Genomic DNA, 24109 nt, shown 5'->3' with positions numbered 1-24109 from the left:
AGCCTTAGCTTCCTAATTTGAGTGGTAAAGCAAGGTTTGGGATAGCACCCTTTGGTAAAGCGCCTAATTGACTAGCCCAATCAGCTGGTAACCACGTTTTAATTAAGCTAGTGGCAATTTCTAGAGTAGTGCGCGTTTTTGCTAAGCGCCAATCGGTAGATTGAGTAAGTGGCGTTAAAGCCGCCAAGCTTGCCAGGATAACTACTACTACTACGCCCCGTAACAAGCCAAAAATTAAGCCTAAAAAACGATCAGTCAAACTGAGGCCAGCCGACAAAATTAATTTTTGAATGATGCCGCCCAACAAGCCACAGGCAATTAAAGCGGCGACAAATAAAATCAGAAAACTTAAACCAAGACGAAAGAGCTCATCCATTTTGAACGTCGACAGCCACTCAGTAGATAAGTATTCACTGTAGTGATAAGCAATCCAGGCAGCGATGATCCATGAAAATAGTGCGAGTACTTCTTTAAATAAACCGCGCGACACGCCCACCAAGGCCGAGATTAAAAGCACTGTAAAGACAACATAATCTACTGGGGTTAACTTCAACGAAGCTAGGAGTTCCATTAGGCTTTCCCTACCTCTACTAAACGCGGGCTTAAGCCCATTGCCTTGATCTTTTTCTCCGCCGCTTCTGCCGCGTCTTTGTCGGTAAATGGCCCCGCACGTAAAACAAATAACTTAGTGCCATCAGCACTGGTTCTATTCAACACATAATTGGGGATTTTTTGTTCTTTTAATTTAGCAATCCAACCTTTTGCACGTTCTTCTGAGGCAAATGCGCCAATTTGAATCACAAACTTTGTGCCGCTGGTCTTCACCTCTGGGATAGCATTGTCAGCCAAAGCGCTGGAACTAGGCTTAACAACTTCTTCACCTGCAGCTAAGCCCAAGTTTTTTGCTGGTGCAACCGTAATCGGGGCATAAACAGGTGGTGGCTTAGTTTCAGTTGCAGACTCTGTCGCCGCTTGCTTTGGTGGCGTCTCAGCCAGTGCGCTAGGTGCTGGTGGTGTCATGACTGGGGTTGTAACAGGAGGTGTATTGGCTGGCGAGCTGCTAACCACAGCACCAACCAAGGGCAAGCTGGTGACTATATTGACAGCAATATCATTGCTCACCGTTTTCGGGTTTCCATCTAAGAGGCGGGGCAAACCTACGACTGCAATTAGCACTAAAACTGCTGCGCCAATTAAACGATGACGGGCGCGTTGCCGATCAGGATCTTCTGTTAAAGCAGGATCATCGGCCGATTGGGTTTGTGAGGAACGCTGGTAGGCACTTGAAGCGCCGCCTGATTTACTGCTGGCTCGCGATCGGCTGCCGACAGGAACCCGACCGACCGGCTCGGGTTTGGTATTGCGATTAAACAGCTTCGGTAAACGAATCATGGATCAATTAACCAGGTTGTTTCGATAAGCCATTACGCCAGCAACAGTATAGAAGGATCCGAAGACCACTATTCTATCACCCTCGCCGGCTTTTGCGACAGCCTCTTGATAAGCCTTAGCTGGATCGGCAAAACAGCGGATCCCGCCATCTTTATGGCGCTCTTCCGCTACGCCCAAAGCGAGCAATTGCGCTTTGATTGCCAACGCGCTAGCTGCTCGAGCTGTGGGTAAATCGGTACAAAACCAATAATCAACCAAAGATATAAAGGGTTGCAAAACAGCTCCAATATCTTTATCGGCCATCGCTCCAAAAACAGCAAAGGTATAAGGAAAGTAACCCATGGAATCCAAACTGCGATAAAGGGTTGCAGCAGCATGGGGATTATGAGCCACATCGAAGATACGAGTTGGTCTACCAGGCAAAACTTGAAAGCGGCCGGGCAATTCCACTGTTGCAAAGCCGAGTCGAATATCTTGCGCCGATACGGGTAGGCGGTGGTGCAAAGCAGATAAAGCAGCAAGCGCAGCCGCCGCATTTAAGAGTTGATTGGCGCCACGTAAAGCGGGATAACCTAAGCCACTAAAGCGCTTATCCCTTCCTGACCATGCCCATTGCTGTTGATCACCTTGAAAATGAAAATCGCGACCGGAAAGATGTAAATCGCAACCTAGGCTTGTTGCATAGTCGATTAAGGATTGTGGTGGCAATGGATCACCACATACAGCTATCTTACCGGCCCGAAAAATACCAGCTTTTTCTCTCGCAATCGCTTCGCGGGTTGTCCCTAAAAAACTGGCGTGATCAATATCAATACTGGTAACAATTGCGCAATCGGCATCAATAATATTTACCGCATCTAAACGGCCACCCATACCAACTTCTAAGATCACTACGTCTAAATTCGCTTGGGCAAATAAATGCAAGATTGCTAAAGTAGTGAATTCAAAATACGTTAGGGTTGGGGTGTTAGGAACCCGCAAACGGGCTTCTTCTACAGCAGCAAAGTGGACGAGTAATTGTGCATCGCTTGCAGCCACGCCCTGCAAGCGAGCGCGTTCATTGAAGTGCAATAAATGGGGCGAAGTATGGCAAGCGACGCGATAGCCCGCCGCAATCAAAATGGCTTCTAAAAAAGCGCAAGTTGAACCTTTGCCATTGGTACCAGCAACGGTTATTACAGGGCAAGTTATTTGCAGGCCTAAGGCATTTTTTACTAAAGTAATCCGCTCTAGGCTCATATCGATGCCAAGCGGATGCGCTACCTCTAAGTGGCTAAGCCATGCTTCTAGGGTTGCAAAAAAGTAAGGGTTCGCTGGTGCTGAAGTCAACTAAGCAAGATCTTCAGAAACTGTAACAACGTTTGGCGCTGGGCGACTTTGTAAAAGCGCTAATAAATTCGCAATTTCACTGCGCATTTGGCGCCGATCAACAATCATATCAATGCCACCATGTTGCAACAAAAATTCAGCACGCTGAAAACCATCGGGTAATTTTTCACGCACAGTTTGTTCAATCACTCGGGGACCAGCAAAACCAATTAAAGCTTGCGGCTCAGCCATCACAATATCGCCCATGAAAGCAAAGCTAGCTGAAATTCCACCCATAGTTGGGTCGGTTAAAACACTAATAAACGGTAAACCTTGGTGCGCTAACTTCGTTAACATCGAATTGGTTTTGGCCATTTGTAAAAGCGATAACAAACTTTCTTGCATGCGGGCACCACCTGTAGCTGTAATGCAGATGAATGCACATTTTTGTTGAATCGCCGCATCAACGCCGCGCACAAAACGCTCACCCACTACCGAACCCATTGAGCCGCCCATAAATTGAAATTCAAAACTCGCGACCACTACAGGAATACCTGCAATTTTTCCACCCATCACAATTAATGCTTCGCTCTCACCTGAGACATCTTTAGCTTCTTTTAAGCGATCGGGATATTTTTTTGAATCATAAAACTTTAATGGATCCAACGGAAAAATCGTCGCACCAATTTCTTCCTGTGGTTTAGGGTCTAACAATGCCTTGAGGCGTTGCCGTGCGCCAATGCGCATATGGTGCGCACATTTAGGACAAACTGACAAGTTGGCTTCAATATCGGTGCTATACAAAACGGTTTCGCACGCGGGGCACTTGACCCATAAACCCTCTGGAATCGATTTGCGATTAGCCGGGTCGGTTTGTTGAATTTGCGGGGGAAGTAGTTTATCGATCCAACTCATTAATGATGATCTCTAATAGTTTTATTGCGCATCGAGGGCGGCACGAATTTCACGCATAAAATTTTCTAGTGATTGTACTGCTGCAGTCATCTCACCTTGCTTAACCGACTCTTCCAACAATTGAATAATCCGACTACCAATGACGACCGCATCGGCCAAATGAGCCACTGCACGCGCACTAGCGGCGTCACGAATTCCAAAGCCAACAGCAATGGGAAGCGCTGTGGTTGCCCGAATCGCAGGAATAATGCTGGCAATATCTTGGGTGCTTAAATGTGCCGCACCCGTAACACCGCGCAAGGAAACATAGTAAATATAACCAGAAGCTGCTTTCGCGGCTGCCTCAATCCGTGCCTGCGAAGAAGTGGGGGCTAACAAGAAAATAGGATCAATTCCAGCTACCCGCATCAACGCAGCAAAATCAATGCACTCTTCAGGCGGATAATCCACAATCAGTACGCCATCTACCCCAGCGGCCTTAGCTTGCTGCGCAAAAGACTCTGCACCCATTTGCTCAACGGGGTTGGCATAACCCATTAAGACCACTGGTGTCGCGTTATCGCTGGAGCGGAACTGTTGCACCATCGCTAAACATTGCCGCAACGTCACCCCTTTGGCTAAAGCCCGTTCCGAAGAGCGCTGAATGACTGGACCATCGGCCATTGGGTCAGAAAAAGGGATTCCCAGCTCAATTAAATTCGCACCACCCCGCACTAAAGCATGCATCAACTCGACTGTCGAGGCCGGGTCGGGGTCACCCGCAGTAATAAAAGGGATCAGTCCTTTTTTACCAGTACGGTGTAAATCGGCAAACAGAGCCTGAATTTTTGACATGAACTAGCCCTCTGAACCCGTTGCCAATGCAACAGTGTGCATATCTTTATCACCGCGCCCGGAGAGATTAATTAAGATCGTTTTATCTTTAGCTAAAGTGGGCGCCATTTTGCATGCATAGGCAATTGCATGGGCCGACTCAAGCGCAGGAATGATGCCCTCAATTTGACAGCAGTCATGAAATGCCTTGAGTGCTTCCGCATCGGTAATGGCCACATAATCAGCGCGACCAGAATCTTTTAACCAGGCATGTTCAGGCCCTACCCCTGGATAATCCATCCCCGCAGAAACCGAATGGGTTTCTGCAATTTGGCCATTATCGTCTTGCAACAAGTAAGTGCGATTACCATGCAAGATACCGGGTTTGCCAGCGCATAAAGCTGCTGAATGCGCACCACTAGCAATGCCACGACCAGCAGCCTCGACGCCAATCAGTTGTACTTCAGGATATTCAATATAGGGATAAAAAATACCCATGGCATTTGAACCGCCGCCAACGCAAGCTAAAACATAATCGGGCTGACGGCCAATCATTTCTGGCATTTGCACTTTGCATTCTTCACCAATCACGCTTTGAAAATCACGCACCATCATTGGGTAAGGATGGGGCCCTGCCACAGTACCAATAATGTAAAAGGTATCTTCAACATTCGTCACCCAGTCACGCATGGCTTCGTTTAAGGCGTCTTTAAGCGTTTTCGTACCCGACTCAACAGGCACGACTTTAGCGCCTAGTAACTTCATGCGGTAGACATTTTGGGCTTGCCGCTCAACGTCGACCGAGCCTTGGTAAACGGTGCAATCCAGACCGTAGCGGGCGCAAATGGTAGCTGTAGCAACCCCATGCTGGCCCGCGCCAGTTTCCGCAATAATGCGCGGCTTGCCCATGCGCTTGGCAAGCATCGCTTGACCAATAACGTTATTAATTTTATGGGCGCCGGTGTGATTTAAATCTTCGCGCTTTAAATAAATTTGCGCGCCGCCAAGCATTTCACTCCACCGTTTTGCGTGATAAACCGGTGAAGGCCGGCCAACAAAATGCTTAAGCTCGCGGTGAAATTCAGCTAAAAATTCAGGGTCGTGTTGATAGCGGGCATAGGCCTGCTTGAGCTCCTCTAAAGCAAACATCAGGGTTTCAGAAACAAACACTCCACCATAAGGGCCAAAGTGACCGCGGGAATCGGGTTTATCGTACATAAGTACCTCTTCTAATTAATCAGTAACCGCTTTTAAGGGTTAATTGGGTGTATCGGTAGCGCGCACCGCTTCAATAAATTCACGGATTAGCGTTGGATCTTTTACGCCTTTGGCAATTTCAACGCCACTCGAAATATCCACTGCGCAAGGTCGCAAGCGAGCAATGGCCTCGCCGACGTTGTGCGCGTTCAACCCACCACTCAAAACGACCCGATGCGCGTTTGCGCTTACCCATGACTGTGGAATCCCTTGCCAATTAAAAGGTAGCCCGCCCCCCCCATATCCTGCAACCAAAGCATCTAAGAGAAAAGCACTAGCTAAGTCATATTGTAGGGAAAAATTGGCAAAGGCGAATTTCTCCCCAATTCTGGCTGCTTTAAGCCAAGGTTGGCCCGCTGCGAGCCCGATACAGTTGGCGGGAGATTCATCCCCATGAAACTGCCACAAAGTAATGGGCAAATTGGTGCGCAGGCGCTCAACTTCAGCCTCGCTGGGATTCACTAACAAGGCAACGACATCGACCCCAGCGGGTATGTGCTGCATTAAGGGGCGCGCTGCCTCGATCGAAATAGCTCGTGGGCTAGGCGGATAAAAAACCAAGCCGATCGCATCTGCGCCAGCCTGAACGGCTGCATTCACTGCTACCGCATCCCTTAAGCCGCAAATTTTAATTCTGGTTTTCCCAGGAGAGTATTGAAGTAAACCCATATGCTAAGGATAAGCCTCTTGGACTTCTGAAGGTGGAAACCCTAAAGCCTCCAGCGCCCCATAAGGCAACCAAGAATGCCTGAGCCAAGGCTCGGGAATAGCAAATTCACTGGGGTACTTTACTGCGGTCAAATATAAACCATCGGCTGCAAACGTCGGCGCCGCAATCTGCCGATTTTGAGAAGCTAGCACGGTCGCCATCCAAGCACTTGATTGCTTACCCAAGCCAACCGCAATTAAACTGCCCACAAGGTTACGAACCATATGATGCAAAAAAGCATTGGCGCGAATTTTAAAAAATAGCCAAGGCTCCTTGTCGAGTAAAGTAATTTCGTAGAGGTGTTTAACGGGAGTGTTGCTTTGGCACTCTGCCGCCCGAAAAGCAGAAAAATCATGCTGGCCAATTAAACAAGCAGTTGCGGCTCGCATGGCGGCGATATCAAACCATTGTTGTGCTGGCAGCATTAAATAGCCTGCCCGCTCTGCTACGGTCGGCGCCCGACATGGTCCTGCGTGTAAGGCGTAAATATACGTACGCTCGTAGGCCGAAAAACGCGCATCAAATTCAATCGGAACTGGCTGTGCCCAATTCACCACAATGGTTTGCGGTAAGTAGCGATTTAAACCGCGCACCCATGACCAAGCGTCGCGCTCAACTACGGTATCAAAATGCACTACCTGCCCTAAGGCGTGTACACCTGCATCAGTCCGGCCCGCAGCGGTCACCCGCAGTGGCAAAGCGGTTGAATCGGCGGCAATGAAACGCTCAAGCGCTTGCTCTAATTGATCTTGAATGGTATTACCATTTGGTTGTGATTGCCAACCAGAAAATGAACTGCCGTCATATTGCAAGCCTAGGGCGATACGTTTGCTGGGCGCAACCATTAGCTTATCCTCACCACTTCACCTTAAACGCTACGCTCATTTAAGGTTTGCAAGAGATGTTGTGCAGCAACAATAAGAGTCGCATGAGCTGGAATATCAGTAGCCAATTCAGCGCAGATAATCTCATTCAAGCAAGTACGTGCGGCTACAAAATCTTCAATAGTGACGTAAGCTCGCGCTAAATTGAATTTCACCTGTAAGGTCTCAAACGCAAGGGGTAAGGAGCTAGCGCTCAGTTGCGGATCAACCCGTTCAAATTGCGGGGGGGTATCCAAATCAAGATTGAGACCAGCAAACAGGGCCTTAGCACGTGCGGGCATTTCTGGTAAGCCCACGCTTTCTGGGTATGCGCGCTGAGCGGCATGCTGAGGTGAATCTGGCTGAAAAGGACCGCCTGAAGTTTCGTTAACTCGAAACGCTTGACGCGTTTCCGCTTGACGGGTGTAACGCGCTAAAAGCCAAAACAAACCCCCCGTTAAAAGCAATAAACTGACGACCAATAGCACCGGCCCCCAAGTAAAGGATGGGGGGGGTTTAGCCCCCTGCTGCTCTGCCTTCTGCTGATTTAATAAGATCTGTAAATCGGCAATATTTTTTTCTAGCTCAGCTGCGCGAACCCGCGCTTGGGATAAAGCCTGCTCTTGCATCACCAGCTCTTCTTGAAAACGCCGTTGCTCGGCGCCAACCCCAATACCAGGGCCAATTTTTAAACGGTCAAGGGCTTCTTGATTCGGTTCATTTTTATTAATTTCCTTTTCTTTCAAGGATTTAGAAGCTACATTTAGTTTAGAATCTGGATTTTTAGTTGGGCTACTATCGCCCGATTTTTTTAACTCTACCCAGGTTTCATTGCTTTTAGACACAAAGCTTTTGGCTGCAGCCGGAGTGATCGATTGCAGCAATGCTTGGCTGGGCTTATACAGTTCAGCGCCAGCATTGAGGCGATGAATACTGCCGCCCGCAAAGGCATCGGGATTCGCTTTATATAAAGCCAACAATGTCTCATCTAAACTGGCCCCGCCCAGCTGAGGCGCCATTTGCAGTGCAATTTCACTTAAGGTTTGCCCTGGCTGCACCACAACTTTTTGCGCATCAACCACTAATAAGGAATAGACTTTGCTGATGTTTCCTGAGGGCCAAGTTAACTGCACGAGCAAATCTAAAAAAGGGTCCTGTTGGTCGCTTAGCGCGCGGTCAGACTGAATCAGTAGTTGGTATTGATTTTGCCCGGCTGCCGATTTCCCCAGCCGAATTTGGGCTTGGGGTTTTAATTCTAAAACTCGCTTAGAAATACTAAATCGATCAAAAGTCGCTGAGCTTGGCACCTCTACTGTCATTTGCTCAACTAGCGACATCTCATCTGGCGACAGTAATAATGGAATTTCTGCGCGAAAAGGTTCGCCCGGCTGCGAAGTAACTAAAGGCGAGCCTAAGGAAACTGCCATCGCCGAATGCCCCCATGCTAAGGCAACCAGCCAAATCAATACAGCGAAAAAACTGAACCGCTGTGGTGTGCAGCCCAAATTAAGTATCGGCATGGAGCAGAATGCGCAACATACGCCGTAAGGGCTCTGCTGCACCCCAAGTTAGTTGGTCGCCCACGGTAAAAGCCCCAAGAAACTCTGGTCCCATTGCTAGCTTATGTAAACGCCCAATGGCAACGGTTAAAGTGCCGCTAATTGCGGCTGGCGATAACTCGCGCTCGGTCGCCACGCGTTCATTAGGAATAACTTTTACCCAGCTACTATCGGCAGCCAAGAGCGCTTCAATTTCTGTCAGCGGAATATCGCGCTTTAGTTTCACGGTTAAGCCCTGCGAGTGACAACGCATCGCCCCAACTCGCACACAGATACCGTCTACCGCAATACTGCCGGGCGCCCGAAATGGCGGCTTACCTAATATCTTATTCAGCTCAGCGCCACCCTTCCATTCTTCTCGGGTCTGCCCAAACTCAACTGGCTCATCAATCCATGGAATCACACTACCAGCTAAAGCTGTGTTGCGAAAATTCGTGGTGGGGAAATCTGCCGAGCGTAACTGCGCGCTGACCTTTCGGTCAATCTCTAAAATTCCAGTGGCTGGATTGGCTAAATCGCTTTGTACTGCAGCGTGCACAGCACCCATTTGTAGCAAAAGTTCACGCATATTTTGTGCGCCTGCACCCGAGGCAGCCTGATAAGTCATGGCGCTCACCCACTCAACTAAATTTGCCTTTAATAAACCCCCAATGGCCATCATCATTAAACTAACCGTACAGTTCGCGCCAATCCAATTCCGATTTCCGGCAGCCAAGGCAGCATCAATTACCGAGCGATTCACCGGATCTAACACCAAAACTACATCATCCTGCATCCGTAAAGCACTGGCAGCGTCAATCCAATGGCCATTCCAGCCACTAGCGCGCAGTTGCGGAAAAATGGCCTTGGTGTAATCGCCGCCCTGACAAGTCAAAATAATGTCGCAACGCCCAAGGGCTTGCAAATCATTCGCGTCTTGTAACGTGCTCATTTTTTTAGCGACTTTTTGTCCGCCGAATAAAGGGACTTCAGCCCCAGCATTACTAGTGCTAAAAAAAATGGGTTCAATTAAATCGAAATCATGCTCAGCCAACATGCGCTCTAGGAGCACGCTACCAACCATGCCGCGCCAACCCACCAAGCCTACTAAAGGTGGATTACTGGATTGCCGTTCAACTGAAGAATTAACCATGTATTACTTAATAAAAAATTGAAATAGTACCTCTAGGATAAAGCCTTCACCACTGCCTCGCCCATTTCACGCGTTCCCAGCTGCTGAGTACCGGGTGTATAAATATCGACGGTGCGATAACCTTGACTCAATACCTTTTGTACTGCCCGCTCAATCCGCTCGGCCTCAGCGGGCAGACCCAATGAATAGCGCAACATCATCGCTGCTGAAAGTATGGTGGCCAAGGGGTTGGCAATATTCTGCCCCGCAATATCGGGTGCTGAGCCATGGCTGGGCTCGTATAAACCTTTATTATTTTTATCCAATGATGCCGATGGCAACATCCCAATTGAGCCCGTTAACATGGCCGCTTCATCAGATAATATATCGCCAAATAAATTTCCCGTTACCACTACATCAAATGCCTTGGGGGCTTTAACTAATTGCATCGCCGCATTATCGACATACATATGGCTTAATTCCACGTCGCTATAGTCTTGGCTCAGGCGGGTCATTACATCGCGCCAGAGTTGGGAGGTTTCTAAAACATTCGCTTTATCTACGCTACATACTTTTTTATGCCGCTTACGAGCAGCCTCAAATGCAACCCGACCAATACGTTCAACTTCTGGCTCGCTATAGTGCATAGTGTCAAAACCTTCGCGGGCACCTAAAAACAGCGGGTTGCTTGATTCCCGAATTCCCCGTGGCGCGCCAAAGTAAATATCGCCATTGAGTTCACGCACAATTAAGATGTCGAGCCCACCAATAATTTCGGCCTTCAAACTCGAGGCCGCGGTTAATTCGGGATAACAAATCGCTGGCCGAAAATTAGCAAATAAACCAAGGTGTTTACGTAAACCTAGAATGGCTTGTTCAGGGCGTAATTCTCGGGCCAATGTATCGTATTTCCAGTCGCCTACAGCGCCAAATAAAATCGCCGCGGCAGACTGAGCTAAAGCTAAGGTTGCGGGCGGCAAAGGATGTCCCGCCAGATCATAAGCCGCTCCCCCAACAGGTGCAAACTCTAAATCGAATGATGGCCCTAAGGCCTCCAGCACCGAGACCGCTGCGGCAATAATTTCTGGCCCAATACCATCACCAGGGAGAACCGCAATTTTCATAAAAACCTTTGTGTGCCCTTAGGGCAATTGAGTATTTAACCAAGGCATCCGCAACAAGCGCTCAGCTTCGTAGGTCTTGATTTTATCGGCACTCTGCAAAGTTAAGCCAATATCATCAAACCCATTCGTTAAACAATATTTTCGAAATGGCGTAATGTCGAATGCATAGACGTGATTATCGCCCGCATTCACTTCTTGTTGTTCTAAATTGACAGTTAACTCGTAACCCGGAAAGGCTAAAGTTTCGTGAAAAAGATGGTCAATTTGCGACTCACTTAAAACAACGGGCAATAGGCCATTTTTATAACAATTATTAAAGAAAATATCTGCAAAACTGGGGGCTATCACTACCCTAAAGCCATATTGCGCTAAGGCCCAGGGCGCATGCTCCCGCGAGCTACCGCAACCAAAATTTTTACGCGCCAACAAAATACCGGCGCCTTTGTAGCGCGCTTGATTTAAAACAAAATCGGGATTGAGCGGGCGAATGCTGCAATCTTGGCCTGGCTCACCATGATCTTTATAGCGCCATTCATCAAATAGGTTTTGTCCAAAGCCAGTTTTTTTAATCGACTTTAAAAATTGCTTCGGAATAATCGCATCAGTATCGACATTCTCGCGATCCAGCGGCGCAACCAAACCTGTAAAAACCGTAAATTTCTCCATTACGCTATTTCCATTACGCTAGTGTTTTGCTTTATTTTGTTGGTGTAACTACTACGGGGGTTACCACAACATCTTTGCCCTGACTTAACGAGTCGCTCGGGTTGGCTTTAGCCGCCGTTCCAGAGGTACTGCTTTGACTATTCATCGATTGGCCCATTTTTTGAATATCTTTACCCATGCCGGTAACCGTATTTGTGCAGCCTACGCTCATCAGCACCATGAGCGTAGCGGGAACAATGCCTTGCGCTAAGACTATAAGGCGCGCTGTTTGAGCACGGTGATTAATTAATTTCATCTCTTCACCCCTTTATGATGTTTTTTCGAATGAATTTGCTTACGCAATTTTACAAACGTCGACAAAATGACCTTCAATTGCAGCAGCAGCCGCCATCGCTGGGCTAACTAAATGGGTTCTCCCACCAGCACCTTGACGACCTTCAAAATTGCGGTTGGAAGTGGAGGCGCACCGCTCGCCCGGTTCTAAACGATCGGCGTTCATCGCTAGACACATTGAACATCCAGGCTCGCGCCATTCAAAGCCAGCAGCTTTAAAAACCCGATCTAAACCTTCGCGTTCGGCTTGCGCTTTGACTAAGCCCGATCCAGGCACAACCATGGCGACCTTAATATTTGCGGCAACTTTCTTGCCTAAACGATCGACCACTTTGGCTGCTGCACGTAAATCTTCAATGCGGCTATTAGTGCATGAACCAATAAATACCTTATCGAGCTGAATACTCGTCAGCGGCATGCTGGGAATGAGCCCCATGTACTCTAAAGCACGCTCCATCGCTAAGCGCTTATTCGGGTCACGTTCTTTTTCTGGATCGGGAATACGCTCACCAATGGCCAAGACCATCTCTGGCGAGGTGCCCCAAGTTACTTGCGGTTGAATTTCTTCTGCGCGTAATTCAATCACTTGATCAAATACCGCATCTGCATCCGAATGCAAACTTCTCCAATATTGCAAAGCATGGCGCAACACTTCGCCCTTAGGGCTATAAGGGCGCCCCTGAATGTAATCAATCGTCGTTTCATCAACTGCAATTAAACCTGCACGAGCACCAGCTTCAATGGCCATATTACAAACAGTCATGCGCCCTTCCATCGATAAATTACGAATTGCTTCACCAGCAAATTCAAGCGTATAACCTGTGCCGCCAGCGGTGCCAATACGCCCTATCACAGCCAAGACAATATCTTTAGCAGTACTACCGGGAGGCAAACGACCCTCTACGCGCACCAACATATTCTTACTTTTTTTCATCAGCAAGGTTTGGGTAGCTAAAACATGCTCAACTTCTGAAGTACCAATACCAAATGCGAGGGCCCCAAACGCGCCGTGGGTACTAGTGTGTGAATCACCACAGACCACCGTCATACCCGGCAGCGTTGCACCCTGCTCAGGGCCGATGACATGCACAATGCCTTGACGCAAATCATTCATCTTAAATTGGGTAATACCTAAACGATCACAATTTTGATCGAGCGTGTCGACTTGCAATTTAGAAATCGGGTCGGCAATACCTAAAGCCCGATCGGTAGTTGGCACATTGTGATCGGAAACCGCTAAGTTGGCTGAAATACGCCAAACTGGGCGCTGCGCTAAAGCCAGCCCTTCAAAGGCCTGAGGGCTAGTCACTTCATGCAATAACTGTCGATCAATATAAAGCGTGGCTGTGCCATCATCTTCAGAATAGACGACATGGTCATCCCATAATTTGTCATACAAGGTGCGGGCCATGCAAATTCCTTAAAGAGACTTATTTTCGCTCAGCAACTGCTGGCACTATTCTTTCGGTTTCACCAATAAATAATTGCCGTGGTCGACCAATTTTATATTCTGCATCAGTAATCATCTCTTCCCATTGGGCAATCCAGCCTACCGTACGCGCTAAGGCAAATACACAAGTGAACATATCAGTAGGAATGCCTAAGGCGCGCTGCACAATACCCGAATAAAAATCGACGTTAGGATAGAGTTTACGGCCAACAAAATACTCGTCCTCCAGAGCGATCTTCTCAAGGGTCATAGCTAATTTAAAGAGGGGATCATTCTCTAAACCAAGTTCATTCAAGACTTCATAACAAGTTTCACGCATCAATTTTGCGCGCGGATCAAAGTTCTTATAGACCCGATGACCAAAGCCCATTAAACGTACGCCTGAATTTTTATCTTTGACTTGGGCAATAAACTCACCAATTTTTTCCACACCACCATTATTTTGAATATTAGTGAGCATATCTAAGCAAGCTTCATTTGCCCCGCCATGCGCTGGACCCCATAAGCAAGCAATACCGGCGGAAATAGCCGCAAATGGATTGGTACCAGAAGATCCGCATAAACGCACAGTTGAAGTCGAAGCGTTTTGCTCGTGATCGGCATGCAGAATAAAAATTCGATCTAAGGCCTTAACTAAGACCGGGTTAATTTTATAAGGCTCGCACGGTGTAGCAAACATCATGCGCATAAAATTAGCGGTGTATGAAAGAGAATTATCGGGATAAATAAAAGGCTGCCCAATTGAATACTTATAAGACATTGCTACCAAGGTAGGCATTTTAGCAATTAAGCGAATTTGAGCAATATGACGCGCCATGGGTTCGGCGTAGTCGATTTGATCATGATAGAAAGCGGCCATTGCCCCAACTAGCCCAGTTAAGACCGCCATGGGATGAGCATCACGACGAAAACCGCGCAAGAAAAATTGCATTTGCTCATGCACCATAGTGTGATGCATAACCAATTCTTCAAAGCCGCTCTTTTCAGTTTGATTGGGTAATTTACCCTTGAGCAGTAAATAACAAATTTCTAAGAAATCGCATTTACCAGCCAAATCTTGAATTGGATACCCACGATAGAGCAATTCGCCTTTGTCGCCATCAATAAACGTAATTTTCGAACTGCACGAAGCGGTTGAAAGAAAACCAGGATCATAAGTAAATTTACCCGTCTGCCCATAGAGTTTGCGGATGTCAATCACCTCAGGCCCTACCGTACCTTTATAAATAGGTAAGTCGATATCGGGTGTGCCATCAGAAAAAGAAAGCTTCGCTTTAATGTCGGATTCAATCATGATTCATCCTCAAGGGTTCCAAATTAACAATCGGTAGTGCAATTGTGCTACTTATTTTTCCCGCAACATCAACAATAATTTCTGCAAGACCGGCGATTCCAGCGCATTTCCCAGGGCTGCGACGGTATTGCTACGACTTAATAACAGCTCAAGTAAATCATTGTCGTCTAAAGCCAATAATTGACTCAAAGCCACAGCTTGCTCTTGATCCAAAACTGCCCCGTAGCGCTTAAAAAAACGCTCCAAAATTAAATCGTTTTCCAATAATCCCCGTCGCGCTCCCGCATGCAAACGATAGCGTTCGGCCGAAGTTAAGCTCATTTTGCTAGCTTCATACCGCCCTACGAACCATCAACTCCTTAATTTTGCCAATGGCCTTTGTCGGGTTCAGGTGCTTAGGACAAACATCTACACAATTCATAATCGTATGACAACGGAATAAACGATAAGGATCTTCGAGATTATCAAGTCGAAGTGCGGTAGCCTCATCACGACTATCGGCAATAAAGCGGTAGGCCTGTAACAAGCCCGCAGGTCCAACAAATTTATCGGGATTCCACCAAAATGACGGGCAAGCAGTAGAACAAGAAGCGCACAAAATGCACTCGTATAAGCCATCTAGCTCTTCACGTTCAGCGGGGCTTTGTAAGCGCTCTTTTTCGGGCGGTGGGGTCTCGTTAATTAAGTACGGTTTAATCGATAAGTACTGCTTAAAGAACAAGGTCATATCAACAATTAAATCACGTACGACCGGTAACCCAGGCAGCGGACGCAACACAATGGTTTTGGGCAAGCTACGCATATTCGTCAAGCAGGCCAAACCATTTTTACCATTGATATTCATGGCATCTGAACCGCAAACACCTTCGCGACACGAGCGCCGAAAAGAAATGGTTTCGTCCATCTTCTTTAAAGTAATTAAAGCATCTAACAACATGCGCTCATCGCTTAATTCAATTTCATAACGCTGCATGCGAGGCGCGTCATGGGTCTCGGGATCGTAACGATAGATTTCAAAAATACGGGTATCACTCATTTCAATTCTTTCGTCTACAAATAGGCATTAAAAGGTGCGTTCTTTTGGGGGTACAGATTCAATGGTTAGCGGCTGTAGTTGCACTGGTTTGTAATCCATACGATTACCCGCACTAAACCACAATGAATGCTTTAGCCAATGCACATCATCTCGTTTTGGATGGTCATCATGTGAGTGGGCGCCGCGACTTTCTGTGCGTGCCGCTGCAGAAATCATGGTGGCATTGGCCGTTTCAATGAGATTGGCGATTTCTAAAGCCTCAATTCGCGCAGTATTAAAAATTTGTGACTTATCTTTAACCCATAAATGATTCGCCCGCTCGGTCAACAGCGCCATTTGGCGTACGCCCTCATCCATTAATGTTTGATTGCGAAATACCCCCGCATAGGTTTGCATAGTTTTGCGAATCTCGTTGGCTACATCTTGCGCATACTCACCGCTAGTAGAAGCATCTAACTTAGCTATGCGCGCCACACTCTTGCTGCCTGCATCTACTGGTAAGGCCTTATGCTCACGGTCTTTTAAATTGGCTGCAACTATATGATTACCCGCAGCGCGCCCAAAGACCAATAAATCAAGTAAAGAATTGGTACCTAAACGATTGGCACCATGTACTGAAACACATGAGCACTCTCCAATGGCATAGAGGCCCTGCACAATATGATTGGGATTACCGTCTTTGGGTACGACAACTTGACCATGAATATTAGTGGGGATACCACCCATTTGATAGTGAATCGTTGGCACCACTGGAATCGGCTCTTTAGTCACATCAATATTGGCAAAGTTCATACCAATTTCATAGACCGAGGGTAAGCGTTTCATAATGGTTTCAGCGCCAATATGGGTTAAGTCGAGCACGACATAATCGCCGTTCGGGCCACAACCCCGACCCTCCTTAATTTCTTGATCCATCGAGCGCGAGACAAAATCGCGGGGCGCTAAATCTTTTAAAGTGGGGGCGTAACGCTCCATAAACCGTTCGCCATCTTTGTTGCGCAATACGCCACCTTCGCCACGACAGCCTTCAGTTAGTAATACACCAGCTCCGGCTACTCCAGTGGGGTGAAACTGCCAAAATTCCATATCTTCTAAAGGAATACCAGCGCGTGCTGCCATGCCCATCCCATCGCCAGTATTAATATAGGCATTGGTTGAAGCAGACCAAATGCGCCCCGCCCCACCCGTTGCCAAAATCACAATTTTGGCTTCAAGAATATACAGCTCGCCTGTTTCCATTTCTAGCGCAGTAACACCGACGACATCGCCAGCTGCATCACGAATTAAATCGAGCGCTAGCCACTCCACATAAAAATGGGTTTTAGCCATCACATTGCGTTGGTACAAGGTATGTAACATTGCATGCCCAGTTCGGTCAGCTGCGGCGCAAGCACGCTGTACTGGCTTTTCACCATAATTCGCCGTGTGTCCGCCAAAGGGGCGCTGATAAATGGTGCCATCGGGATTGCGATCAAAGGGCATCCCAAAGTGTTCGAGCTCATACACAACCTTGGGCGCTTCGCGGCACATAAATTCAATCACGTCTTGATCACCCAACCAATCGGAGCCCTTCACCGTATCGTAAAAGTGATAGTGCCAATTGTCTTCACTCATATTACCTAAGGCAGCGCCAATTCCACCCTGTGCAGCAACGGTGTGTGAACGGGTTGGAAATACTTTACTTAGCACCGCCACATCTAGCCCAGCCTCAGCGAGTTGCAGTGAGGCGCGCATGCCAGAACCGCCTGCGCCAACAATCACTGCGTCAAAACGACGTCGCGGTAATACTTTTTGAATCTCTGTCATCTCACACTTTCCACAAAATTTGAATAGCGTAAGCAGTGCAAGCTATCAACCACAGAGCTGTTAGGGCTTGTAAAGCTAAGCGCGTTCCCACCGGCTTAATGTAATCCATCCAAATGTCACGCATACCTACCCAAGCATGATAAAAAAGACTGAGAAAAGCCAGTAAGGTCAGCAGCTTCATGAATTGATTGCTGAACAAGCTAGCCCAAGCGGTGTAATTTGCGCCCCCATTGAGCACATAGTCGCCCAATAAAATCAAGGTGAAGACCACCATCACCACCGCAGTCACGCGCTGAATCAACCATTCTTTTAAGCCATAATGCGCACCAACAACGAGACGACGCGGACCAACGTTATAAATTGACATCCTGTTCCTTACCTTAAAACAAACCAAATAATTTTGCGCCCAAAATCAGCGTCAGCGAGAGACTAATTATCAAAACTCCAATTGCCGAACGATTAGCTGGAACTTTGTCGATACCAATTTCACGATCTAGAAGCAGATAACGAATGCCGGCAAAAAAATGATGCAGAAAACTCCAAATCAATCCCAAGAGCACTAATTTCGCTAGAGGGTTAGCAACAATGGCTTGGAATTTTTTATAACTGAGTTCTGAGGCGAGGCTCTGATCAAGTAAATACAACAAGAATGGCAAACAAAGAAATAAAGCCGCACCACTAATGCGGTGCAAAATAGAAACCTTCCCTGCCCAAGGTAAGCGGTAATGAATTAACTGCGCCAAGCCAATATTGCGGTAGACCGGCTTGGGTCGCGAAGGGTTCAAGTCCTGCTGGGCGTCAGCCATGTTTTATCTCGGTATAAAAAGGAATAATCGATTAAATATGTTGTATTGCAACATATTTTAGTAGAAAGCAGGAAAGCATGGGGGGATTTTCCATCAATAGGCCTAACTTAAGGTATTTTCATAGTGTTGCGTACTCGTTTCATAACGGGCGAGGCGCATTTCTACAGGCTTATTGCCATAGGAATAAGAAACCCGCTCCACCAATAAAATCGGCGCCCCCAATTGCAAATTTAAGCGCTCGGCGCTCATCGCGTCACTAGCAACGGCCTTAATTTTCTCCTCTGCCCGTACCATATGTGTGGCAAAGGTCGATTCATAGAGAGCATACAGGGGGCCCGCCCAAGCTTGTAAGGTAGCTAAATTCAGCGTCTTAAAACGCAAGCTGGGCAACCAAATTTGCTCAAAGACAATCGCCTTACCCGCAAAGGTTTGCACGCGCTCAATTTCAATTAGACTCTCCCCTGCTTTAATTTTCAAAACCTGCGTAATAAAAGCGGGGGCTTTCATTTTTTTGCAACTGAGAAAGTGATTTTTTAAAACCATTGCTTGGCCGCCATCGGGCGCTAAGCGCAGAAATCGAAACTGCTGGCGCTCTTCATGGTGGGTGGCAACAAACGTGCCTTTGCCTTGCTTACGAATCAATAAGTTTTGGGCAGTTAACTCATCAATCGCCTTGCGTACGGTACCTTGGCTAACTTCATAGCGGGCTGCTAATTCAAATTCGCTAGGAATGACCTCCCCAGGCTGCCATTCCCCCGCTTGCAAACTAGCGAGCAACATGGCTTTAATCTGTTGATAAAGCGGGCTAAAGGTGGCTAAAGCAGTTAAATTGGCACTCAAGATGACTCCAATAAAAAGCTATTTTGGCCCTGGCAAAGGCAAAAAATAAGTGGTTTTGAGGTCTTATAGAAGACATGGTTGACAGTGTAATAGGGGAATCCCTAAACTTAAAGGGATAATAGAAGTAATTTTTAACCTTCATCTGGAGTTTTAGTAATGGCAAAAGCACCCATGCGCGTCGCAGTTACCGGCGCAGCCGGCCAAATTGGCTATTCCCTGCTGTTTCGTATTGCCAATGGCGATTTATTAGGCAAAGATCAACCGGTGATTTTGCAACTGCTTGAAATTCCTGATGAAAAAGCGCAAAAGGCACTAGCAGGCGTGATGATGGAGCTCGATGATTGCGCCTTCCCCCTCCTCGTGGGTATGAGCGCTCACAGCGACCCCATGACGGCATTTAAAGATGTTGATATTGCGATGCTGGTCGGAGCTCGTCCACGTGGCCCTGGCATGGAACGCAAAGATTTACTCTCGGCTAACGCCCAAATTTTTACTGCACAAGGTAAGGCGCTCGACGCTGTTGCCAAACGCACAGTCAAGGTCTTGGTAGTGGGCAATCCCGCTAATACCAACGCCTATATTGCGATGAAATCAGCGCCAGGCTTACCCGCTAAAAACTTTACTGCGATGTTGCGCCTTGATCACAATCGCGCGCTTTCTCAATTGGCGGCGAAAATGGGCAAACCAGTCGCTGAAATTGAAAAATTAATTGTCTGGGGAAACCACAGTCCGACGATGTATCCAGACTATCGCTTTGCCACGATTAACGGCGAATCGGTAGAAAAACTGATTAATGATCCAGCTTGGAATAAGGATGTTTTTATTCCTACAGTTGCGAAACGCGGCGGCGCCATCATTGAAGCTCGCGGCCTATCTTCTGCGGCTTCGGCTGCAAATGCAGCTATTGATCATATGCATGATTGGGTGCTTGGTACTAATGGCAAATGGACCACAATGGGTATTGCCTCAAAAGGCGACTATGGTATTCCAGCTGAAATGATTTATGGTTTCCCCGTTATTTGTGCAAATGGGGAATATCAATTGGTTGAAGGTTTAGCCATTGATGAGTTTTCACGTGAACGCATGACTCACACCTTGAATGAATTACTTGAAGAACAAGCAGGCGTAAAGCACTTACTTACTTAATTAAGGAACACAACATGAAAAAAATCGCACTGGTACTACCTCTCAAAATCGCGCTGGCAAGTACTGCTTGCTTAGTTGCATTAACGAGTCAAGCACAAAGTCTGCGCAATTCTTCGCCCTTCTCTTGGACCTGCAGTAATGGCATGGAACTCAAAACCTCCGGCACAGCTGAAAATCTCACTTTAGAATGGAACTCGAAAAACTTTGTGATGAACAAAGAAACGTCCTTACCCGGCAGTTTGCGCTATAAAAATATGGACACGGGTCTAGACCTCGTGGTGTTGGGCAATAAAGCCATGCTCTTTAATATTAAGAGTGGCGTACGCTTAGCTGATTTTTGCCAAACTGCTGACATGAAAGGCGGCAAAGACCCTCACCTGTTTACTAAAGTCGAATAAGACTAATGAAATAAAGGTTGTTGGGTAGGCGAGTCTTCTGGCATTTCCGCATGCACCACTTCACCTAGACGATCTGGGAACAGGGGCGCCCCACAGTCGTCACACAATTCGGGCGCAAACAAAACGGCGTGTCGAAAAACGTCTTCAATTCCAGCATCCCGTAGCGCGTCACAAATTTCTTTAATGGGGCTTTCATCGTTTGAAACATCATTTAACGCGTCGTTAGCAACATGTTCGCGATCGTAAAGGGGCCAAATTACGCCATAGACAACATCGCCCGAACCCTTCATGCTAAAGGCTAAACGATATTCATCGGCCTGCTCTTCGCCAAAAGCACCAACTACACATGATAAGCCCGCCGGAATGATGCTCAGCGCAGATTCTAGAAAGTTAACCGCTGCCCGAATACTCAGGGGACGCACTTGTTTATCCGCTAAGCGGCAATTAGTGAAATATGCTTCAGGCAATAGTAAATTAAATTCACAGCCAGGAAACAAACTTGCAATTGGCTCATGCATAGCCGCTTGCCACTCGACTAAACTCACGCCACGCTCTTGTCTGGACGGGGTTTCAGCCTGCCAACGAAATAACGGTTGCGAACTGGGAGCGGCAATAACCGCAATAATAAAACGCGGATCTGCTAATACTGCAATTGTTTCAGACATACCGCGCATCTCTAATTTCATCTCGCTAGCAGAAACTGCTGCCGTCGATAAAGCATCAAGCAAAATCCGGGTTTGGCAATGCGAATGGGGCATTTGATCGATGCTATATAACCAAGGCACAATTGCTAGACGCGTATCGGTGGCGGCAATCGAACGTTGTAGTGCTAAAGCAGTTGCTTCAATCACTTGCACAGGCAAAGCGCCCGACGGAATTTGATACCGCGTATGCGCCACAATGGGCATGGCAATTAAGAGTGCATCCCAACTTTGCCCTTCGTATTCAAGCGTCAGCGATTCGGCTAAAGTTTCTGCGTTATCCGCCAAAACTTCAAAAGCGACTGTATTAATTTTAAAAGTTTGATCTAATGCTGCGTCAATCACGTTTTGATTTTGGCTTTTTAGCAGGCGCGCTAAACGCTCAAGTAAGCGAAGTTCCCAAAACTCATCCTCAATTCGACTACCCGATGCCGCGAGGGAAATCGCATCGGCCACTAAGCGATCGGCTTCGGGCGAAGAACGTTGTGAGGTTTTTGAACGATAGACAGCCATAATGAAAAGCCTTAATTTTTTTCTGCGCGATAAAAAACCGGTTGTAATGGCTTGGATGCTGCTGCATTGTAGCGGTAGCCAGCTAAATTAAATTCCCTTAAATCAGCGGCGTCTGTAATTCGCTTGTCAACTACGAAACGCGTCATTAGGCCACGCGCCCGTTTTGCATAAAACGAAATAATTTTGTATTGCCCTGCTTTCGCATCTTTAAAAACTGGGGAGACAATGGGGCAATCGAAGTCTGCAGCTTGTAACACCTTAAAGTACTCCTCGGAAGCCAAGTTTAGTAAAAAAGGATTTTTTTGGCTCGCAAGGATTTTTTTTAGTGCTTTGGTAATCCGCTCACCCCAAAACTCATACAGATTTTTTCCCCGCCCATTTTTGAAGGCAGTGCCCATTTCTAAGCGATAAGGCTGCATTAAATCAAAGGGTTTTAGCACCCCATACAGCCCCGAAAGAATTCGCACATGGTCTTGCGCAAAATCTAAGGCCTTGGCATTTAAGGTGCTGGCATCCAAACCGTCATACACGTCGCCATTAAAGGCAAAAAGGGCTTGCTTGCTATTTGCCGCGGTAAATTTACTCGACCAATCGCGAAAACGGCCGACATTTAAGGCTGCTAATGGATCAGATAGACCCATTAGCTTAGCTAATTGTGGGGGCGAGAGTGTTTTTAAGCTGGCAATCAATTCAGCGGCTTCGGGCACGAATTCAGGGAGAGTGTACTTTTTCAGCTTCACTGGGGTTTGGTAATCTAACGATTTTGCAGGGGAAAGAACGATCAGCATGGCACAATTTGGTTATGAAGAAACAAGATTCCCCCTATTTTAGCGACAGCACGCCACCATCAGCACATTCCGCTGCAATTGCGCCCTTTCCCTCGCGCTTACCACACGTGGGGACGACCATTTTTACTATCATGTCGGCGCTCGCCAGCGAGTCAAAGGCAATTAATTTAGGCCAAGGTTTCCCCGACTTTCCGTGCGATCCCGCCCTGATTGCAGCAGTGAGTGCTGCCATGATGGCTGGTCATAATCAATATCCACCCATGGCAGGTATTCTTGAATTACGCCAAGCGATTGCCGAGAAAATTCTAACTTTGTATGGCAAAAGTTATCAGCCTGAAACCGAAATCACAATTACTGCGGGAGGGACACAAGGTATTTTGACCGCTGTGCTCTGTTGTGTTCATTCTGGTGATGAAGTCATTTTGCTCGAGCCAGCGTACGATAGCTACCAACCCGCCATTGAACTAGCAGGTGGCAAACCCATTGGCATTGCGCTTCAAACCATCCGCGATCAGAAAGGCCAAGTAACTTCTTATGAAATTCCTTGGGAGCAATTAAGTCAGGCGATCAATAAAAAAACTCGCCTCATCATGATTAACTCACCCCATAATCCTACGGGCATGGTGTGGAGTAAGGCCGACTTAGATCGCTTGGCAACACTACTTGCAAATACCGATGTCCTAGTTTGTAGCGACGAAGTATATGAACATATGGTCTACGATGGCCAAGCGCACCAAAGCGTTGCTAGTCATCCGCAATTGGCTAAACGTAGCTTTCTGATTTCGAGCTTTGGCAAAACCTATCATGTCACTGGTTGGAAAATTGGCTATGTGGCGGCACCAGCCGAACTTACGCATGAGTTTCGTAAGGTTCATCAATTTAATGTCTTCACCGTTAATACACCTGTGCAATATGGTATTACCCAGTATCTAAAGACTGCTGCACACTATCAAAATTTACCGCGTTTTTATCAAGCTAAACGGGATTATTTTCGTGCCGGTTTAGCGAACACGCGCTTTCAACTCCTGCCTTGCCCTGGCACTTATTTTCAATGTGTCGATTATTCCGCCTTAACCGTGCCCGAAGCAAAATTGAATGAAAGTGATTTTTGCCGTTGGCTGACGACTGAAATCGGCGTCGCGGCTATTCCGGTTTCAGCCTTCTATGCCAAGCCACTGGAATCAGGCGTCGTGCGCTTCTGCTTTGCTAAGCAGACCGAAACGTTAAAAAGTGCATTATTACGCCTCCAGCACTTGTAAAATCAAGCAATCACTTTAAGGA

Annotated in this window: 26 protein-coding genes; 3 read left to right on the top strand and 23 right to left on the bottom strand. The window is 47.2% G+C overall.

The annotated features are described in order from the left end of the window. Positions 1 to 4: 4 nt before the first annotated feature. From LZG75_RS07375 to LZG75_RS07275, 21 genes are all read right to left on the bottom strand, one after another. Complete coding sequence (locus LZG75_RS07375) at positions 5 to 571, bottom strand: CvpA family protein (RefSeq protein ID WP_233936910.1); 567 nt, start codon at positions 569 to 571, stop codon at positions 5 to 7. Beyond that, positions 571 to 1392: an SPOR domain-containing protein gene (locus tag LZG75_RS07370; protein WP_233936908.1), complete on the bottom strand. Its 822-nt coding sequence runs from the start codon at positions 1390 to 1392 to the stop codon at positions 571 to 573. The genes LZG75_RS07375 and LZG75_RS07370 overlap by 1 nt, the downstream gene beginning before the upstream one ends. Positions 1393 to 1395: 3 nt before the next feature. Next, positions 1396 to 2721 carry a bifunctional tetrahydrofolate synthase/dihydrofolate synthase gene (folC, locus tag LZG75_RS07365; RefSeq protein WP_233936900.1) on the bottom strand — a complete coding sequence of 442 codons (1326 nt, stop codon included), beginning with the start codon at positions 2719 to 2721 and terminating at the stop codon, positions 1396 to 1398. Beyond that, entirely contained in the window at positions 2722 to 3615 is an 894-nt protein-coding gene (gene accD, locus LZG75_RS07360) for an acetyl-CoA carboxylase, carboxyltransferase subunit beta (RefSeq protein WP_233923633.1), read from the bottom strand. Between the two features lie 21 nt (positions 3616 to 3636). Continuing rightward, entirely contained in the window at positions 3637 to 4449 is an 813-nt protein-coding gene (gene trpA, locus LZG75_RS07355) for a tryptophan synthase subunit alpha (protein WP_233923634.1), read from the bottom strand. A gap of 3 nt (positions 4450 to 4452) precedes the next feature. Further along, positions 4453 to 5646: a tryptophan synthase subunit beta gene (gene trpB, locus LZG75_RS07350; protein WP_233923635.1), complete on the bottom strand. Its 1194-nt coding sequence runs from the start codon at positions 5644 to 5646 to the stop codon at positions 4453 to 4455. Between the two features lie 39 nt (positions 5647 to 5685). After that, positions 5686 to 6354: a phosphoribosylanthranilate isomerase gene (locus LZG75_RS07345; RefSeq protein ID WP_233923636.1), complete on the bottom strand. Its 669-nt coding sequence runs from the start codon at positions 6352 to 6354 to the stop codon at positions 5686 to 5688. A gap of 3 nt (positions 6355 to 6357) precedes the next feature. After that, positions 6358 to 7239: a tRNA pseudouridine(38-40) synthase TruA gene (gene truA, locus LZG75_RS07340; protein ID WP_233936898.1), complete on the bottom strand. Its 882-nt coding sequence runs from the start codon at positions 7237 to 7239 to the stop codon at positions 6358 to 6360. A 23-nt stretch (positions 7240 to 7262) separates the two neighbouring features. Continuing rightward, positions 7263 to 8777, bottom strand: coding sequence for a FimV family protein (locus tag LZG75_RS07335; protein WP_233936890.1), 1515 nt, complete (start codon positions 8775 to 8777; stop codon positions 7263 to 7265). Beyond that, entirely contained in the window at positions 8764 to 9948 is a 1185-nt protein-coding gene (asd, locus tag LZG75_RS07330; protein ID WP_233923639.1) for an aspartate-semialdehyde dehydrogenase, read from the bottom strand. Before asd ends, LZG75_RS07335 begins: the two co-directional genes overlap by 14 nt. A 32-nt stretch (positions 9949 to 9980) precedes the next feature. Further along, complete coding sequence (gene leuB, locus LZG75_RS07325; RefSeq protein ID WP_233923640.1) at positions 9981 to 11051, bottom strand: 3-isopropylmalate dehydrogenase; 1071 nt, start codon at positions 11049 to 11051, stop codon at positions 9981 to 9983. A gap of 18 nt (positions 11052 to 11069) precedes the next feature. Then, a complete protein-coding gene (gene leuD, locus LZG75_RS07320) occupies positions 11070 to 11717 on the bottom strand; it encodes a 3-isopropylmalate dehydratase small subunit (protein WP_233923641.1) in 648 nt (215 codons plus the stop codon). 31 nt (positions 11718 to 11748) lie between these two features. Next, the gene (locus tag LZG75_RS07315; protein WP_233923642.1) at positions 11749 to 12012 is read right to left on the bottom strand and encodes a hypothetical protein; all 264 of its coding nucleotides are present in this window, start codon (positions 12010 to 12012) and stop codon (positions 11749 to 11751) included. Between the two features lie 39 nt (positions 12013 to 12051). Next, the gene (gene leuC, locus LZG75_RS07310; RefSeq protein WP_233923643.1) at positions 12052 to 13461 is read right to left on the bottom strand and encodes a 3-isopropylmalate dehydratase large subunit; all 1410 of its coding nucleotides are present in this window, start codon (positions 13459 to 13461) and stop codon (positions 12052 to 12054) included. Between the two features lie 19 nt (positions 13462 to 13480). Beyond that, positions 13481 to 14794, bottom strand: coding sequence for a citrate synthase (gene gltA / locus LZG75_RS07305; RefSeq protein WP_233936888.1), 1314 nt, complete (start codon positions 14792 to 14794; stop codon positions 13481 to 13483). 51 nt (positions 14795 to 14845) lie between these two features. Beyond that, positions 14846 to 15115, bottom strand: coding sequence for a succinate dehydrogenase assembly factor 2 (locus LZG75_RS07300; RefSeq protein WP_233936885.1), 270 nt, complete (start codon positions 15113 to 15115; stop codon positions 14846 to 14848). A gap of 10 nt (positions 15116 to 15125) precedes the next feature. Further along, on the bottom strand, positions 15126 to 15830 hold the full coding sequence (locus LZG75_RS07295; RefSeq protein ID WP_233923646.1) for a succinate dehydrogenase iron-sulfur subunit: 705 nt from the start codon (positions 15828 to 15830) through the stop codon (positions 15126 to 15128). Between the two features lie 27 nt (positions 15831 to 15857). Further along, the gene (gene sdhA / locus LZG75_RS07290; protein WP_233936876.1) at positions 15858 to 17636 is read right to left on the bottom strand and encodes a succinate dehydrogenase flavoprotein subunit; all 1779 of its coding nucleotides are present in this window, start codon (positions 17634 to 17636) and stop codon (positions 15858 to 15860) included. Position 17637: 1 nt separating this feature from the next. Continuing rightward, positions 17638 to 18003 carry a succinate dehydrogenase, hydrophobic membrane anchor protein gene (gene sdhD / locus LZG75_RS07285; protein ID WP_233936868.1) on the bottom strand — a complete coding sequence of 122 codons (366 nt, stop codon included), beginning with the start codon at positions 18001 to 18003 and terminating at the stop codon, positions 17638 to 17640. A 13-nt stretch (positions 18004 to 18016) separates the two neighbouring features. Next, positions 18017 to 18442 carry a succinate dehydrogenase, cytochrome b556 subunit gene (sdhC, locus tag LZG75_RS07280; RefSeq protein ID WP_233923649.1) on the bottom strand — a complete coding sequence of 142 codons (426 nt, stop codon included), beginning with the start codon at positions 18440 to 18442 and terminating at the stop codon, positions 18017 to 18019. A gap of 102 nt (positions 18443 to 18544) precedes the next feature. Next, positions 18545 to 19282: a GntR family transcriptional regulator gene (locus LZG75_RS07275; RefSeq protein ID WP_233923650.1), complete on the bottom strand. Its 738-nt coding sequence runs from the start codon at positions 19280 to 19282 to the stop codon at positions 18545 to 18547. Positions 19283 to 19438: 156 nt separating this feature from the next. Between LZG75_RS07275 and LZG75_RS07270 the strand changes: the two genes are divergently transcribed. After that, entirely contained in the window at positions 19439 to 20428 is a 990-nt protein-coding gene (locus tag LZG75_RS07270; protein ID WP_233936856.1) for a malate dehydrogenase, read from the top strand. A 14-nt stretch (positions 20429 to 20442) separates the two neighbouring features. Next, the gene (locus tag LZG75_RS07265; protein WP_233923652.1) at positions 20443 to 20826 is read left to right on the top strand and encodes a hypothetical protein; all 384 of its coding nucleotides are present in this window, start codon (positions 20443 to 20445) and stop codon (positions 20824 to 20826) included. 2 nt (positions 20827 to 20828) lie between these two features. Here LZG75_RS07265 and LZG75_RS07260 read toward each other — a convergent pair whose 3' ends face one another. Next, a complete protein-coding gene (locus LZG75_RS07260; RefSeq protein ID WP_233936852.1) occupies positions 20829 to 22040 on the bottom strand; it encodes a DUF2863 family protein in 1212 nt (403 codons plus the stop codon). An 11-nt stretch (positions 22041 to 22051) separates the two neighbouring features. Then, on the bottom strand, positions 22052 to 22828 hold the full coding sequence (gene yaaA, locus LZG75_RS07255) for a peroxide stress protein YaaA (RefSeq protein ID WP_233936849.1): 777 nt from the start codon (positions 22826 to 22828) through the stop codon (positions 22052 to 22054). Positions 22829 to 22842: 14 nt separating this feature from the next. Between yaaA and LZG75_RS07250 the strand changes: the two genes are divergently transcribed. Then, entirely contained in the window at positions 22843 to 24087 is a 1245-nt protein-coding gene (locus tag LZG75_RS07250) for a pyridoxal phosphate-dependent aminotransferase (RefSeq protein WP_255698834.1), read from the top strand. The last annotated feature ends 22 nt before the right edge of the window (positions 24088 to 24109 follow it).

This window comes from Polynucleobacter sp. IMCC30063 (assembly GCF_021395235.1).
Taxonomy (GTDB): Bacteria; Pseudomonadota; Gammaproteobacteria; order Burkholderiales; family Burkholderiaceae; genus Polynucleobacter.
The sequence above is the reverse complement of the archived record's forward strand: the minus strand, read 5'-3'. Positions and strand labels throughout refer to the sequence as shown.

Bases quoted from the DNA above. Each gene is read 5' to 3' on its own strand.
- LZG75_RS07335 (WP_233936890.1), bottom strand. From the start codon at position 8,777: ATGCCGATACTTAATTTGGGCTGCACACCACAGCGGTTCAGTTTTTTC.
- trpB (WP_233923635.1), bottom strand. From the start codon at position 5,646: ATGTACGATAAACCCGATTCCCGCGGTCACTTTGGCCCTTATGGTGGA.
- sdhA (WP_233936876.1), bottom strand. From the start codon at position 17,636: ATGACAGAGATTCAAAAAGTATTACCGCGACGTCGTTTTGACGCAGTG.
- LZG75_RS07315 (WP_233923642.1), bottom strand. From the start codon at position 12,012: ATGAAATTAATTAATCACCGTGCTCAAACAGCGCGCCTTATAGTCTTA.
- LZG75_RS07375 (WP_233936910.1), bottom strand. From the start codon at position 571: ATGGAACTCCTAGCTTCGTTGAAGTTAACCCCAGTAGATTATGTTGTC.
- LZG75_RS07370 (WP_233936908.1), bottom strand. From the start codon at position 1,392: ATGATTCGTTTACCGAAGCTGTTTAATCGCAATACCAAACCCGAGCCG.
- LZG75_RS07300 (WP_233936885.1), bottom strand. From the start codon at position 15,115: ATGAGCTTAACTTCGGCCGAACGCTATCGTTTGCATGCGGGAGCGCGA.
- trpA (WP_233923634.1), bottom strand. From the start codon at position 4,449: ATGTCAAAAATTCAGGCTCTGTTTGCCGATTTACACCGTACTGGTAAA.
- LZG75_RS07295 (WP_233923646.1), bottom strand. From the start codon at position 15,830: ATGAGTGATACCCGTATTTTTGAAATCTATCGTTACGATCCCGAGACC.
- LZG75_RS07270 (WP_233936856.1), top strand. From the start codon at position 19,439: ATGGCAAAAGCACCCATGCGCGTCGCAGTTACCGGCGCAGCCGGCCAA.
- sdhC (WP_233923649.1), bottom strand. From the start codon at position 18,442: ATGGCTGACGCCCAGCAGGACTTGAACCCTTCGCGACCCAAGCCGGTC.
- gltA (WP_233936888.1), bottom strand. From the start codon at position 14,794: ATGATTGAATCCGACATTAAAGCGAAGCTTTCTTTTTCTGATGGCACA.
- LZG75_RS07345 (WP_233923636.1), bottom strand. From the start codon at position 6,354: ATGGGTTTACTTCAATACTCTCCTGGGAAAACCAGAATTAAAATTTGC.
- leuD (WP_233923641.1), bottom strand. From the start codon at position 11,717: ATGGAGAAATTTACGGTTTTTACAGGTTTGGTTGCGCCGCTGGATCGC.
- accD (WP_233923633.1), bottom strand. From the start codon at position 3,615: ATGAGTTGGATCGATAAACTACTTCCCCCGCAAATTCAACAAACCGAC.
- leuB (WP_233923640.1), bottom strand. From the start codon at position 11,051: ATGAAAATTGCGGTTCTCCCTGGTGATGGTATTGGGCCAGAAATTATT.
- LZG75_RS07250 (WP_255698834.1), top strand. From the start codon at position 22,843: ATGAAGAAACAAGATTCCCCCTATTTTAGCGACAGCACGCCACCATCA.
- truA (WP_233936898.1), bottom strand. From the start codon at position 7,239: ATGGTTGCGCCCAGCAAACGTATCGCCCTAGGCTTGCAATATGACGGC.
- sdhD (WP_233936868.1), bottom strand. From the start codon at position 18,003: ATGTCAATTTATAACGTTGGTCCGCGTCGTCTCGTTGTTGGTGCGCAT.
- leuC (WP_233923643.1), bottom strand. From the start codon at position 13,461: ATGGCCCGCACCTTGTATGACAAATTATGGGATGACCATGTCGTCTAT.
- LZG75_RS07265 (WP_233923652.1), top strand. From the start codon at position 20,443: ATGAAAAAAATCGCACTGGTACTACCTCTCAAAATCGCGCTGGCAAGT.
- asd (WP_233923639.1), bottom strand. From the start codon at position 9,948: ATGGTTAATTCTTCAGTTGAACGGCAATCCAGTAATCCACCTTTAGTA.
- LZG75_RS07260 (WP_233936852.1), bottom strand. From the start codon at position 22,040: ATGGCTGTCTATCGTTCAAAAACCTCACAACGTTCTTCGCCCGAAGCC.
- yaaA (WP_233936849.1), bottom strand. From the start codon at position 22,828: ATGCTGATCGTTCTTTCCCCTGCAAAATCGTTAGATTACCAAACCCCA.